The organism is Franzmannia pantelleriensis, from assembly GCF_900102875.1.
In the GTDB taxonomy this organism is placed as follows: domain Bacteria; phylum Pseudomonadota; class Gammaproteobacteria; order Pseudomonadales; family Halomonadaceae; genus Franzmannia; species Franzmannia pantelleriensis.
The window spans coordinates 337227-353213 of record NZ_FNGH01000002.1; the positions used below are offsets into that span (position 1 = coordinate 337227).

A 15987-nucleotide genomic window follows, 5' to 3' on the forward strand; every position below is an offset into this window, starting at 1 on the left:
TCAACGCCAGCAGGTGACTAGTCCCACACCAGCAGCTCGACGGGGGTCGGGTTGTAGCCGTTGCAGGGGTTGTTGAGCTGCGGGCAGTTGGAGAGCAGCACGATCACGTCCATCTCGGCGACCATCTCCACGTACTTGCCGGGGGCCGAGATGCCGTCCTCGAAGGTCAGCCCGCCCTCGGCGGTTACCGGTACGTTCATGAAGAAGTTGATGTTGTGGGTGATGTCGCGCTTGGTCAGGCCGTACGCCGGATAGTCGGCGATGGCCTGCATCCAGTTGTCGCGGCAGGAGTGCATATGCCGCTTCTCGAGGTCGTAGCGCACGGTATTGCTCTCGCTGGCGCAGGCGCCGCCCAGGGTGTCGTGGCGGCCACAGGTATCGGCGGTGATGGTCAGCATGGTGCGGCCTTCACTGGAGATCAGCCGGGTGCCCGCCGTCAGGTAAACCGCCCCCTGTTCGCGCAGGGTGTCCATGGCGCTGTAGCGCTCGCTGGTGTCGTGGGCGTTGTAGAACAGGGTATCGGCGGCCTGGTTGCCCTCCAGGTCGAGGATGCGCAGGGTCTGGCCGGCCTTAATGGTGCCGATGTAGTGATCGCCGGCGTCCACCGTGATGCGACGCACGGCGTTGTCGGGGCGCAGGGTGCTTTCGATGATCATGCGGTGCATCCTCCCTCAGAGGCCCAGGTGGTAGAGGCGGTTGTTCTCGAAGCCGCGGGCGTTCTCGGGCCGCGAGCGGTAGCAGACGTCGTGCTCGTCCGGCGGCGCTGCGACGCCCAGGCGGATATCCACGCCGCGGCGTGGGTAGTCGGGGCTGGGGTCGAGCGGATGGGGGCAGGTGTGCAGTAGCACCAGGGTGTCCATCTCGAAGCGCAGCGTCACGCTGTCGCCGGCCTGGCAGTGGTCCGGCACATAGCGCAGCTGGCCGTCGGCGTCGCTCTCCACCCGCGAGAAGAGATTGAGATTGGCGGCGAGATCCCGGCGACCCAGCCCATACTTGGCCAGCTCCACCAGAAAGGCGTCGTGGCCGCTGCGGGTCCAGTCGTTGTGGGCCTGCTGGTAGCTCACCGGCTGCCAGCCCTTGGCGACCAGGTGGTGGCGCATCAGGTTGCCGCCGACGCTGTCGTGCCAGCCCAGCTCGTCGTGGATGATCGAGGCGAAGATGCGGCCCATGTCGGAGTAGAGGCAGTGGCCCTGGGTCAGCTTGAAGGTGTGCTGGCACTTCAGGGTGTCGGGCAAATTGAGGCGCTCGAGCAGGTTCTCGGGGTTGTAGCAGAGCAGGCCGACATTGGCGTTGGCCGCGCCGGCGGCCAGCGTCAGGGTGGTGCCGCGGCGCAGGCGCAGCGACCAGTGGTGGCCGCCGGGCAGGTGGGTGGTATAGAGCGCGTCGCTTGGCTCAGCGTTGCGTGTCATAGCAGCGTCTCCTGGGTCAGGGTCTTGAGGCCGCGCTCGGAGAGGCGGGCCGACAGGTCCGCCGGCGGCTGGCGCTCGCCGATCGGCAGGTCATAGGTGATGGTGGCACCGAACGCCTCCGGGGCCTGTGGGTCGTGGCGCAGCTTGTCGAACACCCACAGCCTGGTTCCCAGCGCGAAGGCCTCCTTGAGGTCGTGGGTGATCATGAAGATGGTCAGCTGCTGCTCCTTCCACAGGGTCAGGATCAGCTCGTGCATGTCCTGACGGATGCCCGGGTCCAGGGCACCGAAGGGCTCGTCGAGCAGCAGGATACGCGGACGCATCATGAGCGCCTGGGCGATGGCCAGACGCTGCTGCATACCGCCGGAGAGCTCGTGGGGGTACTTGCCGAGGGCGTTGGCCAGGCCGACTTCTTCGATACGCGCCATGGCCTTGTCCCGCGCCTGGCGACGGGCGGTGCCGAAACTCTTGCCCAGCCAGCGCGACTGGCTGAGCTCCTCGGCGATCATCACGTTGCCGAGCACGGTGAGGTGGGGGAACACCGAATACTTCTGGAATACCACGCCGCGGTCCGGGCCCGGCTCTTCGGGGATCGGCCGCTGGTCGAGGGTGAGCGATCCGCGGGAGATGCGCTCGGTGCCCAGTAGCATCTTGAGGAAGGTGGTCTTGCCACAGCCCGAGGCCCCCACCAGGGTAACGAAATCGCCGGCCTCGACGCGGAAGTCGAGTCGCTCGAGCACGACGTGGTCGCCGTAGTGCTTCTCCAGGCGCTTGGCTTCGAGCAGGCTCATGGCTTGTCTCCCTCTTCGGCGTGGTACCAGGGGAAGGCGATTCGCGAGGTGCGCGCCAGCAGCTGGTCGAGCAGGAAGGCCAGCAGGGTGATCCAGGCCACGTAGGGCAGGATCACATCCATCGACAGGTAGCGCCGCACCAGGAAGATGCGATAGCCCAGTCCCTCCTGGGCGGCGATGGCCTCGGCGGCAATCAGGAACAGCCAGGCCGTACCCAGCGCCAGCCGAGTGGCGTTGAGCAGCCTCGGCGTCAACTGCGGCAGGAGTACCCGAGTCAGCACCTGCCAGGAGTTGCCGCCCAGGGTCTGGGCCTTGATCAGCTGTTCGTCGGGCAGGCGCAGGGCGTGGCCCTGGAGGTCGCGAATCAGGAAGGGCGTCACCCCGATCACGATCAGCGCGATCTTGGCGGCCTCCCCGGTGCCGAAGGCGATGAACAGGATCGGCAGAATCGCCATGGGCGGAATCAGCGAGATCACTGTCACCAGTGGCGAGAACTTGGCGCGGATCAGCGGCAGGCCACCGTTGATGAGCCCTACGCTGAGGCCGATCAGCGCGCTGATGGCGACCCCGATCAGCAGCCGTTCGAGGCTGGCGAAGGTATCCGCCCAGAGGACGATCTGCCCGGTGCGCTGATTCTCTTCGCTGGCCATGGTGTAGAAGGTGTTGGCCATGGTCGCCGGGGCCGGCAACAGCCGATCATTGGGATTCTCGGCGAGCCGCGCGTTGGAGAGGCTCAGGTAGACCATCGCCACGACCAGGAAGGGCAGCAGGCCCAGCAGCCAGCGGCCACCGCGGGAGGGGGTGAGATTGATCAGGCGTTTCATGAGGGCTCCACGTCAGGGTAAGGGGGGCAAGCGAGCCGCCCACTGGGGGCAGCTCACTCCTGACGGTTGGCTTATTGTTGTGCGTCGATATAGGCCTGGGTGAAGCTCGGGTCGAAGCGCAGCTTGATGTTGCCCTCGTCGCCGAATACGCCCTGTGGGGTCTCGATTCCCACTACGCCGGGGTTGGGCGCCATGTCGCCGAGCAGGCCGTGTTCGAAGCTGAACTCGGCGACCCGTTGCATGGTCTCGAGCAGGTCGTCGCTCTCGATCAGCTCGAGGGCCTCGGCGGGATCGGTGTAGAGGTAGGTGGCGTCGAGCTGGGCGCGATAGCCCGCAAGGTCGGTGCCGGCGGCCTCGGCCATCTGCGAGAGCGCTTCTTCATCCTCTTCTGCCATCAGCGCCATGGTCTCGTACCAGGCGCCCACCAGGGCGTGGCCGAGTTCGGGGTAGTCGGCCAGGGTCTGGGTATTGACCACCATCAGGTCGAGGATCTCGCCGGGAATCTCGCTCGAATCGAAGGCCAGGGTACTGCCCTCGAGCTCGGTCACGGTGGAGAGCTGGGGGTTCCAGGTCACCACCGCGTCGATACTGTCGCGGCTGGCGAACAGCCCGGCGATATCGGCGTCGCCGGTATTGACGGTGGAGACGTCGCGCTCACTCATGCCGACGCTGTCGAGCGCCCGTGCCAGCAGGTAGTGGGAGACACTGAACTGCACCAGGTTGACGTCACGTCCGGCGATGTCCTCAAGGCTGTCGGCATTCTTCAGCACCACACCGTCGTTGCCGTCGGAGTAGTCGCCGACGATCAGCGCGGTGGAGTCGACGCCGCTGGCGGCGGGAATGGTCAGGGCGTCCATGTTGGTCATGGCGCAGCCGTCGACGTTGCCGGAGGTGAACTGGTTGATCGATTCGACGTAGTCATTGACCTGGACGATGTCGATCTCGATACCGTACTGCTCGGCCCAGCGATCGACGATGCCGGCCTCGTCGGCATAGCCCCAGGGCATCCAGCCGGCATAGATCGACCAGCAGACGCTGAACTGGTCGCGTTCCTGAGCCTGAAGGGGGGCGGTACTCAGGGCAGAGACCATCAGCGTGGTGGTGATGGCGGCGGCGAGGGGGAGTCGCTTGGCGGAGCGGGGACGCAGTGGCTGGGACATGGTGGCCTCCAATGGGCTCGAGAAAATGTCGGGGGGCATCGGCGCATCCTGCTGCACCTTATCCTCCCGGGCTTTTCTCCCGCCGTGTAACCTTGCGCCTCGAGGTGGAGTGCCCCTGCGAGCACCTTCTCTATTGCGCCGGGTCGACAGCTCTCGGACCAGTCATCGCATCGGGGTAAGTAATGATGCGATCGGAACCCTAGCCGTCCATTGGAAACTGAATTGTCTGGCAGCCGATGATGCACTGCCGATACCCCGTATCTCCCTGTTCAAGGCAAGATGAATGCCTGGTGTGAGCTTATCGTTGGCTAAACAGCAGCTTGAAGGTGTCTGGTTGCCCGTGTTGTCAGGCAGCGGCGGCATCGTCGCTTACTGTTGGTGCAAAAACCGCACCGAATGTATTGATATGGTGCGCCGCGGCGCGCGTGTACCCGGTTTCGGCCCGCTACAGCGGCGTCTTGCTGGCCTCGCCGGGGATCTCGCGTACCAGACGCGGCATCAGAAAGCCTGGCAGCACCTTGCGCAGGTCAGCGACCAGTTCGCGGGCCTCGCCATCGGGCACGTCGAAGTGGGCGGCACCGGCCACCGGATCGAGCACGTGGAGGTAGTAGGGCAGCACCCCGGCCTCGAACAGCCGCTCGGAGAGCGCGGCCAGGGCATCGACGCTGTCGTTGACGCCGCGCAGCAGTACGCTCTGGTTGAGCAGCGTGGCGCCGGCCGCCTTGAGCCGCTGGCAGGCGGCCACCACCGCATCATCGATTTCGTTGGCGTGGTTGATGTGCAGTACCACCACCTTCTGCAGCCGCGAGGCCGCCAGCCAGTCAAGCAGGGCGTCGTCTATCCGGTCGGGGATCACCGCCGGCAGCCGAGTGTGAATGCGCAGCCGCTTGAGATGGGGGATCGCCTCGAGCTCGCCGACCAGCCAGGCGAGCTGGCGGTCGCTGGCCGCCAGCGGATCGCCGCCGGAGAGGATCGCCTCGTGCAGACTCAAGTCGTCGCGCAGGTAGTTGAGGCTATCTTTCCACTGCGCTCGGGACGGCGCGTTGGCGTCGTAGGGGAAGTGGCGCCGGAAGCAGTAGCGGCAGTTGATGGCGCAGGTCGGGCTGGCGATCAGCAACACCCGCCCGGCGTACTTGTGGATCAGTCCGCGACGGGGGGTATGCGCCGCCTCGGCCAGCGGGTCGCTGACGAAGCCTGCGGGCATCTCGCCTTCGGCGGCAAGCGGTAGCACTTGGCGCAGCAGCGGGTCGTGGGGATCACCCGGTGTGATACGCGCGAGATATGCCTCGGGCACGCACACTTCGAACAGCGCATGCCCCTGAGCGGCGCCAGGCAGCCAGGCGGGGGCGAGCCCCAGGCGGCGGCACAGCGCCTCGGGGCTGCGAATCGCCTGCGAGAGCTGGCGCTGCCAGCTAGCCTTTTCGTCGGCATCGGAGGCCAGCAGTGGGCCGCTGGTCTGCACTTTGGCGGGGCTTCGGGTTATCATGCGGGATACTCAACATGGCAAGGCGATGGGGAAAGCCTGTCGTCGTCAATTTTCTTTGCGCGTGATCCGGACTGTCCCGGTTTACGGCGCCAGCATCATCAGCGAGGCATCATGGCGAACTATTCTACCAGCGAATTCAAGGGCGGTCTGAAGGTCATGCTCGACGGCGACCCCTGCTCGATTGTGGAGAACGAATTCGTCAAGCCGGGCAAGGGCCAGGCCTTCAGTCGCGTCAAGCTGCGCAACCTGATGACCGGCCGCGTCTGGGAGCGCACCTTCAAGTCCGGCGATTCGCTGGAGGGGGCCGACGTCCTCGAATTGGAGATGGAGTACCTCTACTCCGATGGCGAGATGTGGTACTTCATGATGACCGATGGCTCCTTCGAACAGTACGCTGCCGAGAAGCGCGCCCTGGGCGATACCGAGAAGTGGCTCAAGGAGCAGGTGGCCTATACGATCACCCTGTGGGACGACAAGGTGATCAACGTCAATCCGCCCAACTTCATCGAGCTGGAGGTCGTCGAGACCGATCCCGGCCTCAAGGGTGATACTGCCCAGGGCGGCTCCAAGCCGGCCACGCTGTCGTCGGGTGCCGTGGTACGTGTGCCGCTGTTCATCAACCAGGGCGAAGTGCTGAAGATCGATACGCGCAGCGGCGAGTATGTCTCCAGGGCATAACGGCTGAGAGCGGCGCCCGGGACAGGCGGTCTCGGGTGAGGCTTCCATCGCTCGGGGCTGATCTGGGGACAAGCCTGCGAGGAGGCGCTGTAAATCGTCCTTGAGCGCTACCTACGCCATCCCTGGCGTAGAACCTCCTCTTCGGCTTGTCCCCAGCGCCCATCGCTATGCGTTGCCGGGGAAGCCGCGGCACTGCCCCCACGAAGGCCATGCTGTTTGTCGGCGTGGCCTTCGTCGTTTCTCGAGGAGTTCGTCATGGCAACCGACTGGCAGCCAACCGCGGAGATCGCCACGTTGCGCGCCCGCGCCCGGCTGATCGCCGCGCTGCGGGCGTTCTTTGCCGAGCGCGATGTGTTCGAGGTGGAGACCCCGGTACTCGGCCACGGCGGCAGCAGCGACGTGCACCTTGCCTCGCTGTCGACCCAGGCGATTACCCCGGCTGGGCGCGAGACGCTGTGGCTGCAGACCTCGCCGGAGTTCCATATGAAGCGGCTGCTGGCCGCAGGCTCGGGGCCGATCTTCCAGTTGGCGCGCAGCTTCCGCGACGGCGAGGTGGGGCGGCGCCACAATATCGAATTCACCATGCTCGAGTGGTACCGCCCGGGCTTTTCGCTGGCTGAACTGATTGCCGAGTGCGACGCGCTGATCCGCCACCTGCTGCCGCAGGACCCCGGCCCGCTGCGCCAGCGTCGCTACCGCACGCTATTCCGCGAGGCACTCGAGATCGACCCGTTTAGCGTCGCGCTGGATGAACTGCAGCGGCTCGCCACCAAGCATGGCGGCCTGGATATGAGCGATAGCCCTCGCGATGACTGTCTCGACCTGCTGATGAGCCTGGTGATCGAGCCGACACTGGGCGGTGAGGGCGTTGATGTAGTGGTCGACTATCCGGCGAGTCAGGCGGCGCTCGCGCGTCGCCATCGCGATCCCGATGACGGCGAGTGGGTGGCGTCACGCTTCGAGATCTACCTGGCCGGCCTGGAACTCGCCAACGGCTACGATGAACTCACCGACGGCGACGAGCAGAGCGCCCGCTTCGCCGAGGACAATGCCCAGCGCCGTGCGCTGGGCCGGCCCGAGGTGGATGTCGACACGCGTCTGCTGGCGGCGCTGGCGCATGGCATGCCGGTGGGCAGCGGCGTGGCGCTGGGTCTCGATCGACTGCTGCAACTGGCGCTGGGCAAGCAGAGCGTGGCGGAGGTGATGGCCTTCGCCACGCCGCGTTGCTAGCACGGTACTTCAAGCGTGAGGCGATCTTCACCGCTCGGGGCTGATCCGTCGACAGGCCTAAAGCCCCCGTTTCGACCTGTCCCCGGCGCCCCTCGCTACGGGGTGCTAAGCGCGCCGAGTGACTGCCCCATCTGCACGCTAGTGCCAAATGCGAGCGCTTCGAAGGGCATCTCCTCCGAGAAGCACATCACCACCGTCGAGCCGAGCTTGAAACGGCCCATCTCGGCGCCGCGCTCCAGGGTGATGGGGGTGTCGAAACGGATCGACTGCACTTCGTTGCCCAGCGGGGTGATTTGGCCGGCCCACACCGTTTCGATGGCGGCGACGATCATCGCGCCCACCAACACCATGGCCATGGGGCCGTGCTCGGTATCGAAGATGCACACCAGCCGCTCGTTGCGGGCAAACAGCGCCGGCACGTGGTCGGCAGTGGCCTGGTTGACGGAAAAGATGCGCCCCGGCACATAGACCATCTCGCGCAGGGTGCCGGTCAGTGGCATGTGCACGCGGTGGTAGTCGCGTGGCGAGAGGTAGACGGTGGCGAAGCTGCCCTGGCGAAAGGGCTCGGCGCGCTGCATGTCGCCGCCCAGCAGGCTGGTGACCGAGTAGGCCTGGCCCTTGGCCTGCACCAGGGTGCCGTGGCGGGTCACACCGTACTGTGACAGGGTGCCGTCGGCGGGGCACAGCAGTCCCTCGCCCAGCGGACGGGCGTCGGGCTTGAGGGCGCGGGTGAAAAAATCATTGAAGCAGGCATAGCTGCTGGGATCGGGCTCGGCAGCCTGGCGCATATCGACCTTGAAACGGCGGATAAACGCCTTGATCAGCAGGTTCTTGAGCCAGCCGATACGCGTCTCGGCGAGCTTGCCCACCAATCGCGAGATCAGATGATGGGGCAGCGGGTATTGAATCAGGGCAAATAGCTTGGTTAGGGGCACGTGGAGGTGGCTCTCTTAAGGCATCGGTGTAGAGGCGGTGGTATCAGTCTTGAAGCTGGAAGAGCGCCCGCTTCACGGGCTTAAGCTAGAAGTTGGAAGCAAAACCACGAGCTCAACGCGGGTGACATCATGCTGTATTCCAGCTTCCAGCTTCCAGCTTCCAGCTTCCAGCTTACTTCTCTATCGGCGTATCGTCGCGGTTGCCCCACTCCTTCCAGGAGCCGGCATAGCCGCGGATCTTCTCGAAGCCCAGTGCCTTGCCCACCAGCCAGGTCAGGCCGCTGCGATGGTGGCCCTGACAGTGAGTGATAACTTCCTTGTCGGGGGTCAGCCCCAGCGCCTCGAGCTCGGTGATCAGCTCGGCATAGTCGCGGATGCGCAGGCCGCGCTCGGGATCCATGGCGCTGGTCCACTCCATATTGACGGCGCCGGGAATGTGCCCGAGGTGTTTGTTCTGGCCCTTTTCTCCCGCGTACTCCTCGGGTGAGCGTGCGTCCCATACCGCAAACTGACGATCGCCCAGGCGCTCCTTGATCGTCTCGAGATCAATATTGACCTCGGGGCGCAGAATCTCTGCCTGATAGTGGCTGGGCGTTGGCGCATGTGGCTCACGTGACTCCTCGAGCCCCTCCTGGCGCCAGGCGTGTATGCCGCCGTTGAGGTAGGAGTAGCGGGTGTGGCCGATCAGCTCCAGGGTCCACAGCAGTCGTCCGGCCCAGCCGCCGCCTTCGTCATCGTAGGCGACCACGTGAGTGTCCCGGGTCAGTCCCAGTGACGAGAACAGCGCCGACAGTGCCGCGACGTCGGGCACATCGTTGGGCACCTCACCGCTGCCGCGCACCAGCCGGCGGTGGTCGAGAAATACTGCGCCGGGTACATGACCCTCGGTGTAACTGTCAGCCTTGAGCGGCACGTCGATGATTAATAGCTCGGGTGCATCGAGCTGCTCGGCCAGCTGCTCAGGCTCGACGATCAAGGGCAGGAGATTGGCTTCAGAGTTCATCAGGGACTCCTTGCGGTTGGCGTGGGCAATGCCGCGATCATGGCACAGTCGAACCGCGCACGGCGAGACGCCTCACTCGCCGTCCGACGCCAGCGAGGCGAGGATGCGACGGTAGCTGGCAAAGCGCTGCGGATGAATATCGCCGCGATCCACGGCCGCCAGGAGCGCACAGCCGGGCTCTTCGCGGTGGCGGCAGTCGCGAAAGCGGCAGCGGCCGAGATAGTCACGAAACTCGATGAAGCCTTCGGTGACCTGCTCGGCGTCGAGATGGGTGAGGCCGAACTCGCGGATGCCCGGCGAGTCGATCAGCTCGCCACCGGCGGGGAGGTGATAGAGCATCGCGGTGGTGGTGGTATGGGTGCCCTTGCGCGAGTCTTCCGACAGCGCGCCGATGCGCAGCGCATGGTCGGGCAGCAGTCGGTCGATCAGCGACGACTTGCCGACCCCGCTCTGGCCGACGAACACCGAGGTGTGGCCGGTCAGGCGCTGGTGCAGGGCATCCAGGCCGCCCTCCTGCTTGGCGCTGGCCAGCACCACTGGGTAACCCAGCGCCTCATAGCGGCCCAGCAGCTCACGCAGCTCTCCGCCCTGTTCAGGCAAGAGGTCGACCTTGTTGAGCACCAGCACTGGGTCGATGCCGGTGGCCTCGGCGGCGACCAGGTAGCGGTCGATCAGGTTGGCGTGGGGCTCGGGCTCGGCAGCGAACACGATGAGGATCTGGTCGAGGTTGGCCGCCACTGGCTTGAGCTGGCCGCGGGCGTCGGGGCGCTCGAGCACGCTATCGCGTTCGCTACGGGCCACCACCACGCCGCTGGCGTCGTTGGCCTGGCGCCATACCACGTGGTCACCGGTGACCAGGCCATCCAGGTTGGCGCGCATGTAGCAGCGATGCCGCTGGCGCTCGCCGCTTGCATCGTCGGCTTCGACGTCGAGGCTGCGGCCGAAGTGAGCGGTCACCCGGCCCGCACGCTCGGGGCCGAACTCGCCGGCCTCGAGGCGGTCGCCATCACGGGCGTCGCGGCGCTCGGCACGCTGGGCGCGCTCGGCCTGGATTTTCTCGATGCGCCAGCGCTGCTGGCGGGTCAGCTTACGTTTGCTCATGGTGCCCCAATGATAGGTACAATGCGGGCATTGTACCTCAAGGAGAGACCCCTGATGGCGGATGATCAAGGCCAGGCCCCCCGCGACGATCTGCTGGTGTGGATCGACCTGGAGATGACCGGGCTCGACCCGGCCCGCGAGCGCATTATCGAAGTGGCGACGCTGATTACCGACAACCACCTCGAGGTCATCGCCGAAGGGCCGGTGATCGCGGTACACCAGAACGCCAGCCTGCTGGAGGGCATGGACGCCTGGAACCAGAAGACCCACGGTGAGTCCGGGCTGGTCAAGCGGGTCCAGGAGAGCCAGATCGGTACCGACGAGGCGCAACGCCAGACCCTCGAGTTTCTACAGCGCTACGTGACGCCCGGCAGCTCGCCGATGTGCGGCAACAGCGTGCATCAGGATCGGCGCTTCCTGGAGCGGGAGATGCCCGAGCTGCTGGCCTTCTTCCACTACCGCAATCTGGATGTCTCGACCCTCAAGGAGCTGGCCAAGCGCTGGCATCCGGCGGCGACCCAGGGCTTCGAAAAGCGCAACGTGCACCTGGCGATGGACGATATCAAGGAGTCGATCGGTGAGCTTGCCCACTATCGCAAGACGTTCCTGAAACTGCCTGAGTAAGCATTACTCCGCGGCGATCAGCGCGGCTTGCTTCTGCGCCTGCTCGGCCAGCGCCCAGCGCACGTGCTCGCGCACCAGGTCCGAGGGGTAGGCGAGGCGCGCTCGCAGCGCGGCACGCACCGCCTCGCTGGGCGGCGCGTTGCCAAGTCCCACCGCCAGATTACGCAGCCAGCGCGGGTAGCCGATACGACGAATGGCGCTGCCCTCGGTATTGCTCAGGAACTCCTCCTCGCTCCAGCTAAATAGCCGTAGCAGGGAGGCGCGGTCGAGATCGTGGCGCGGCGCGAAGTCGTCTTCACGGGAGAGCCGCGTGAAGCGCGTGAAGGGGCACACCAGTTGGCAGTCGTCGCAGCCGTAGACGCGGTTGCCCATGGCGCGGCGATACTGCTCGGGAATCGCGCCGTGCAGCTCGATGGTCAGGTAGGAGATGCAGCGCCGCGAGTCGACTACCTTGTCGTCGACGATAGCGCCGGTAGGGCAGGCTACCTGGCAGGCGTCGCACTTGCCGCAGTGCTCGCTTGCGAAGGGTTCGTCAACCGGCAGTGGCAGGTCGGTATACAGCTCGCCGATGAAGAACAGCGAACCGGCCTGGGGATTGAGCAGCATCGAGTTCTTGCCGAACCAGCCGAGCCCGGCCTTTTGCGCCAGGGCACGCTCCATCACCGGCGCCGAATCGACGAAGGCGCGATAGCCGAAGGCGCCGACGCGCTGCTCGATCTGCTTGGCCAGCTGCGCCAGGCGCTTGCGGATCAGCTTGTGGTAGTCGCGGCCCAGGGCGTAACGCGAGACATAAGCGATCTGCGGTTGTCCCAGTGTCTTGGTGGTTTCCACCTCCGGCGGCAGATAGTCCATGCGCGCGCTGATCACCCGCAGGGTGCCGGGCACCAGCTCGGCGGGGCGGGTGCGCTTGGTGCCGTGCTTGGCCATGAAGCTCATCTCGCCGTGGTGGCCTGCCGCCAGCCAGCGCTCGAGATAGCGCTCGTGGTGTTCCAGATCGGTATCGGTGATGCCGACCTGCTGAAAGCCCAGTTCACGGCCCCAGGTCTTGATGTCATCGGCCAGTGCCTGCAGATCGGCAGGGGCAAGCGAGGAGGTTGTCTCGGACATGATGGAAAGACGATGGAGGCTGAGTGGATGGGCCCAAGGGCGCACCACCTTATACTAGTCTCAACAACACGTCATTGAGGAGTTCTTATGCCCCACCTGCGCCCCCTGTACCGCGCCGAGCAGGTGCGCGAACTCGACCGCCGCACTATCGCTGCAGGCATCGACGGCTTCGCCCTGATGCAGCAGGCCGCCAGTGCCGCCTTCGACGCCCTGCGTCAGCGCTGGCCCGAGGCGCGCCGGCTGAGCGTGCTGTGCGGTGCCGGCAACAACGCCGGTGACGGCTATGTGCTGGCGGCGCTGGCGGTGTGCGACGGCTTCGACGTGCAGCTGATCGCCCTGCGCGATCCCGATAGTCTCGAGGGTGACGCTGGTCTCGCCGTGGCCATGGCACGCCGCGCCGGGCTTCAGCCGCAAACCTGGACGGCCGATATGAGGCTTACCGGCGAGGTGGCGGTGGATGCGCTGCTGGGCACGGGTCTCAGTGGCGAGGTGCGTGAACCCTTCGCCGAGGCTATCGAGGCGCTCAACTCAAGTGCTATGCCGCTGCTGGCGTTGGATATTCCCTCGGGGCTCTCGGCGGATACAGGGGCGGTGCTCGGCTGCGCCGTCGAGGCGACACTCACCACCACTTTTATCGGCGACAAGCTGGGCCTGCACACCGGTGCCGCTGCGGCCCATGTCGGTGAGCATCGCCTGCTGACGCTGGGTGTGGAAGCCTCACAGCACACCGATCTAACCCCGGCGGCCTGGCTGCTCGATGACCGCCCCAACGAGTGGCTGGCCCCGCGTCGCCGCGATAGCCACAAGGGCGATCACGGCCACCTGCTGGTGATCGGCGGTGCGCCGGGATTCGGCGGTGCGGCGCTGCTGGCCAGCGAGACGGCGGCGCGGTTGGGGGCCGGCCGGATCAGCCTGGCCACTGCGCCCGAGCACGTCACCGCCAGCCTCACTCGCTGCCCGGAGGTGATGGTACACGGCGTACGCGGCCCTACAGACCTGGCGTCACTGCTTGAGGCGGCCGACATCCTGGTAGTGGGGCCCGGGCTGGGGCAGGGGGCCTGGGGACAAGCCATGTGGCAGGCGGCGCTGGCGGCAGGCAAGCCGCTGGTGGTCGACGCCGACGCCCTCAATCTCTTGGCTGGCATGGCCACACCGCCGTATCGCCACGACTGGATCCTTACGCCGCATCCGGGCGAAGCGGCGAGACTCCTGGGCTGCTCGGGTGGCGAGGTGCAGCGCGACCGGCCGGCTGCACTGGCCGCGCTAGCGCGTCGCTACGGCGGACACTGGGTGCTCAAGGGGGCCGGGTCCCTGATCGGTAACGAGGCCGAGCTGGCGGTCTGCCCGTTTGGCAATCCTGGCATGGCCGGTGGCGGCATGGGGGATGCGCTGAGCGGCATCCTGGGGTCTCTTTTGGCGCAGTTTGGTCGTCGTGGTGGCAGCGAGCTCGCTGAGTTGGCCCGGTGCGGGGTGGTGCTGCATGCGCGTGCCGCCGACCTGGCCGCGGCGGGCGACGGCGAGCGTGGTCTGCTGGCCGGCGATCTGGCATCCTATGCGCGACGATTGGCTAACCCGCGGACGAGCGATGTACGTGACACTGCCCGATGAAAACGCCCAGGTTGCCTTTGGCACGGCGCTGGGGAGCGCACTGGCGGGGCGCGGCCAGGTGCATCTCGAGGGCGAGCTGGGCGCTGGCAAGACCACCCTGACCCGCGGCATTCTGCGTGCCTATGGCCACCAGGGAGCGGTCAAGAGCCCCACCTATACCCTGGTAGAGCCCTACCGCCTGGGCGATGTAGAGGTGAACCATTTCGACCTCTATCGCCTCGGCGACCCTGAGGAGCTCGAGTTCATCGGCGCCCGTGACCTGCTGGATGAGGGCGCCCTGAGCCTGGTGGAGTGGCCGAGTCGCGGCGTCGGCTGGCTGCCTGAGCCGGACCTGGTGCTCGAGCTCGAGGTGCTGGACATGGGGCGTCGGGTAACGCTGCATGCCCGCAGTTCCTTGGGGGAGGCGGTGCTGGCGCGTCTTGAAACTCCCGCCTGGCTGGCGGATAGTCAGCCTCAATGAAAGTGAACAGCGTTTTCCTGGATCGAAGCCGAGACTCGTCGATGCATCCGAGTGACACTCCAATGACCCCGTGGCCAGGGAGCCAGGCTGCCGCTTCTTCCCCCAGGCGGGAAGGGCTGAGGGTGGCGTTGACGCTGCTGCTTGCGGTTTGCCTGAGCCTGCTGTTGGTCGCTCCAGGCCAGGCCGCCGATATCGACAACGTGCGGCTTTGGGCGGCGCCTGACCACTCGCGGCTGGTATTCGATCTGTCCAATCCCGCCGAGGCGTCGGTGTTTACCCTGGATAATCCTGATCGGCTGGTGATCGACCTCGACGACAGTCGCATGCAGGCTGACACCGGGCGTCTTGACTTCGACGGCAGTGCGATCAGCTCGCTGCGTACCGGGGTGCGCGACGGCAGCGGCCTGCGGGTCGTGCTCGACCTGGAAAGGAAGGTTGAGCCGCGTCATTTTACCCTGCCGCCCAACGATCAGTACGGTCATCGTCTGGTGGTCGACCTCGAGTATCCCGGCGAGAGTGCGGTAGAGAATCCCATCGATCCGATCGAGGCGATGATCCGTGAACAGGAGATCGCGGCCGGACGGGCCAGCGTCGATGATGGTGGAGCCACGGAAGTCGAGGCCGACGCTGCCGCTGCACTTCAGCAGGCACAGCCCCATCCGCGCCGCGACATCATCATTGCCATCGACCCCGGCCACGGCGGCGAGGACCCCGGTGCCATCGGCCCCGGAGGGACCCGCGAGAAGGACGTGGTGATGGACATCAGCCGGCGATTGCAGTCGCTGGTCGACGGCAGGGAAGGCTTCCGCGCGGTGATGATTCGCGACGGCGACTACTATGTTGGCCTGCGTCAGCGCACCCAAATCGCCCGCGAGCAGAAAGCCGATTTCTTCGTCTCGATCCATGCCGATGCCTTTACCAGCCCGCGCCCCCAGGGCAGCTCGGTATACGCCCTGTCGCAGCGCGGTGCCACCTCCGAGACCGCCCAATGGCTGGCCGAGAGCGAGAACCGCGCCGACCTGATCGGCGGCGTCGACGGCAACCTGTCGCTACGCGACAAAGACGAAGTGCTGCGCGGGGTGCTGCTCGATCTGACCATGACCGCCACCCTCAATGACTCCCTGTCGATTGGCGGCCAGGTGCTCGATCAGCTCGGTCAGGTCAACCGCCTGCACAAGTCGCGGGTCGAGCAGGCCGGCTTCCGAGTGCTGACCTCTCCCGACATTCCGTCGCTGTTGATCGAGGCAGGCTTTATCTCCAATCCCGAGGAAGAGCGGCGCCTCAACGATGCCGGCCACCAGCGCAAGCTGGCCGAGGCGATCATGGCGGGGCTCGAGGAGCACTTCCAGCGCAATCCGCCGCCGGCCAGCCTGCTGGCCTGGCAGCGCGATCAGGGGCGCGGCGGCGGCAGCAACGAGTATCGCATCCAGCCCGGCGACACCCTGTCGGAGATCGCCTCGCGCCATCAGGTACCGCTCAGCCAGCTCAGGCAGGTCAATAACATCAATGGTGACGTGATCCGGGTCGGACAGGTACTGCAGATCCCGCGCTCCTGAACCGCTTGCGAGGTG

Annotated in this window: 16 protein-coding genes and 1 riboswitch; of the genes, 6 read left to right on the top strand and 10 right to left on the bottom strand. The window is 66.0% G+C overall.

The window, feature by feature from the left end:
* Positions 1–17: 17 nt before the first annotated feature.
* From BLT16_RS03570 to epmB, 6 genes are all read right to left on the bottom strand, one after another.
* Positions 18–656: an urea amidolyase associated protein UAAP2 gene (locus BLT16_RS03570; RefSeq protein WP_089657151.1), complete on the bottom strand. Its 639-nt coding sequence runs from the start codon at positions 654–656 to the stop codon at positions 18–20.
* 15 nt (positions 657–671) lie between these two features.
* Positions 672–1409, bottom strand: coding sequence for an urea amidolyase associated protein UAAP1 (locus tag BLT16_RS03575; protein ID WP_089657152.1), 738 nt, complete (start codon positions 1407–1409; stop codon positions 672–674).
* Positions 1406–2200, bottom strand: coding sequence for an ABC transporter ATP-binding protein (locus tag BLT16_RS03580; protein WP_089657153.1), 795 nt, complete (start codon positions 2198–2200; stop codon positions 1406–1408). Before BLT16_RS03580 ends, BLT16_RS03575 begins: the two co-directional genes overlap by 4 nt.
* Positions 2197–3024 (bottom strand): ABC transporter permease, encoded by an 828-nt coding sequence (locus BLT16_RS03585; RefSeq protein WP_089657154.1) that lies wholly within the window; start codon positions 3022–3024, stop codon positions 2197–2199. Before BLT16_RS03585 ends, BLT16_RS03580 begins: the two co-directional genes overlap by 4 nt.
* A gap of 71 nt (positions 3025–3095) precedes the next feature.
* Entirely contained in the window at positions 3096–4184 is a 1089-nt protein-coding gene (locus tag BLT16_RS03590; protein ID WP_089657285.1) for a putative urea ABC transporter substrate-binding protein, read from the bottom strand.
* Between the two features lie 61 nt (positions 4185–4245).
* Positions 4246–4398: riboswitch (guanidine-I (ykkC/yxkD leader) on the bottom strand.
* 231 nt (positions 4399–4629) lie between these two features.
* Positions 4630–5670: an EF-P beta-lysylation protein EpmB gene (epmB, locus tag BLT16_RS03595; protein ID WP_089657155.1), complete on the bottom strand. Its 1041-nt coding sequence runs from the start codon at positions 5668–5670 to the stop codon at positions 4630–4632.
* A 111-nt stretch (positions 5671–5781) separates the two neighbouring features.
* Here epmB and efp point away from each other — a divergent pair, with 111 nt between their 5' ends.
* Positions 5782–6348 (top strand): elongation factor P, encoded by a 567-nt coding sequence (gene efp, locus BLT16_RS03600; RefSeq protein ID WP_089657156.1) that lies wholly within the window; start codon positions 5782–5784, stop codon positions 6346–6348.
* 255 nt (positions 6349–6603) lie between these two features.
* Entirely contained in the window at positions 6604–7578 is a 975-nt protein-coding gene (gene epmA / locus BLT16_RS03605) for an EF-P lysine aminoacylase EpmA (RefSeq protein ID WP_089657157.1), read from the top strand.
* A 95-nt stretch (positions 7579–7673) separates the two neighbouring features.
* On the opposite strand, the gene asd is transcribed toward epmA, so the two are convergent.
* From asd to rsgA, 3 genes are all read right to left on the bottom strand, one after another.
* Positions 7674–8513 carry an archaetidylserine decarboxylase gene (asd, locus tag BLT16_RS03610; RefSeq protein WP_089657158.1) on the bottom strand — a complete coding sequence of 280 codons (840 nt, stop codon included), beginning with the start codon at positions 8511–8513 and terminating at the stop codon, positions 7674–7676.
* 172 nt (positions 8514–8685) lie between these two features.
* Entirely contained in the window at positions 8686–9516 is an 831-nt protein-coding gene (locus tag BLT16_RS03615; RefSeq protein ID WP_089657159.1) for a sulfurtransferase, read from the bottom strand.
* Between the two features lie 72 nt (positions 9517–9588).
* On the bottom strand, positions 9589–10617 hold the full coding sequence (rsgA, locus tag BLT16_RS03620) for a small ribosomal subunit biogenesis GTPase RsgA (protein WP_089657160.1): 1029 nt from the start codon (positions 10615–10617) through the stop codon (positions 9589–9591).
* A 54-nt stretch (positions 10618–10671) separates the two neighbouring features.
* Between rsgA and orn the strand changes: the two genes are divergently transcribed.
* Entirely contained in the window at positions 10672–11241 is a 570-nt protein-coding gene (gene orn / locus BLT16_RS03625; RefSeq protein ID WP_176817147.1) for an oligoribonuclease, read from the top strand.
* A gap of 3 nt (positions 11242–11244) precedes the next feature.
* Here orn and queG read toward each other — a convergent pair whose 3' ends face one another.
* Positions 11245–12348: a tRNA epoxyqueuosine(34) reductase QueG gene (gene queG, locus BLT16_RS03630; protein WP_089657161.1), complete on the bottom strand. Its 1104-nt coding sequence runs from the start codon at positions 12346–12348 to the stop codon at positions 11245–11247.
* Positions 12349–12435: 87 nt separating this feature from the next.
* On the opposite strand from queG, the gene BLT16_RS03635 reads away from it, so the two are divergent.
* From BLT16_RS03635 to BLT16_RS03645, 3 genes are all read left to right on the top strand, one after another.
* Positions 12436–13956 (top strand): NAD(P)H-hydrate dehydratase, encoded by a 1521-nt coding sequence (locus tag BLT16_RS03635; RefSeq protein WP_089657162.1) that lies wholly within the window; start codon positions 12436–12438, stop codon positions 13954–13956.
* Positions 13934–14416: a tRNA (adenosine(37)-N6)-threonylcarbamoyltransferase complex ATPase subunit type 1 TsaE gene (gene tsaE / locus BLT16_RS03640; RefSeq protein WP_089657163.1), complete on the top strand. Its 483-nt coding sequence runs from the start codon at positions 13934–13936 to the stop codon at positions 14414–14416. The genes BLT16_RS03635 and tsaE overlap by 23 nt, the downstream gene beginning before the upstream one ends.
* Positions 14417–14478: 62 nt before the next feature.
* A complete protein-coding gene (locus BLT16_RS03645; protein ID WP_089657164.1) occupies positions 14479–15972 on the top strand; it encodes an N-acetylmuramoyl-L-alanine amidase in 1494 nt (497 codons plus the stop codon).
* Positions 15973–15987 lie beyond the last annotated feature (15 nt).

Bases quoted from the DNA above. Each gene is read 5' to 3' on its own strand.
- BLT16_RS03580 (WP_089657153.1), bottom strand. From the start codon at position 2,200: ATGAGCCTGCTCGAAGCCAAGCGCCTGGAGAAGCACTACGGCGACCAC.
- BLT16_RS03635 (WP_089657162.1), top strand. From the start codon at position 12,436: ATGCCCCACCTGCGCCCCCTGTACCGCGCCGAGCAGGTGCGCGAACTC.
- BLT16_RS03575 (WP_089657152.1), bottom strand. From the start codon at position 1,409: ATGACACGCAACGCTGAGCCAAGCGACGCGCTCTATACCACCCACCTG.
- BLT16_RS03645 (WP_089657164.1), top strand. From the start codon at position 14,479: ATGACCCCGTGGCCAGGGAGCCAGGCTGCCGCTTCTTCCCCCAGGCGG.
- efp (WP_089657156.1), top strand. From the start codon at position 5,782: ATGGCGAACTATTCTACCAGCGAATTCAAGGGCGGTCTGAAGGTCATG.
- queG (WP_089657161.1), bottom strand. From the start codon at position 12,348: ATGTCCGAGACAACCTCCTCGCTTGCCCCTGCCGATCTGCAGGCACTG.
- epmA (WP_089657157.1), top strand. From the start codon at position 6,604: ATGGCAACCGACTGGCAGCCAACCGCGGAGATCGCCACGTTGCGCGCC.
- tsaE (WP_089657163.1), top strand. From the start codon at position 13,934: ATGTACGTGACACTGCCCGATGAAAACGCCCAGGTTGCCTTTGGCACG.
- BLT16_RS03615 (WP_089657159.1), bottom strand. From the start codon at position 9,516: ATGAACTCTGAAGCCAATCTCCTGCCCTTGATCGTCGAGCCTGAGCAG.
- BLT16_RS03590 (WP_089657285.1), bottom strand. From the start codon at position 4,184: ATGTCCCAGCCACTGCGTCCCCGCTCCGCCAAGCGACTCCCCCTCGCC.
- BLT16_RS03585 (WP_089657154.1), bottom strand. From the start codon at position 3,024: ATGAAACGCCTGATCAATCTCACCCCCTCCCGCGGTGGCCGCTGGCTG.
- rsgA (WP_089657160.1), bottom strand. From the start codon at position 10,617: ATGAGCAAACGTAAGCTGACCCGCCAGCAGCGCTGGCGCATCGAGAAA.
- orn (WP_176817147.1), top strand. From the start codon at position 10,672: ATGGCGGATGATCAAGGCCAGGCCCCCCGCGACGATCTGCTGGTGTGG.
- epmB (WP_089657155.1), bottom strand. From the start codon at position 5,670: ATGATAACCCGAAGCCCCGCCAAAGTGCAGACCAGCGGCCCACTGCTG.
- BLT16_RS03570 (WP_089657151.1), bottom strand. From the start codon at position 656: ATGATCATCGAAAGCACCCTGCGCCCCGACAACGCCGTGCGTCGCATC.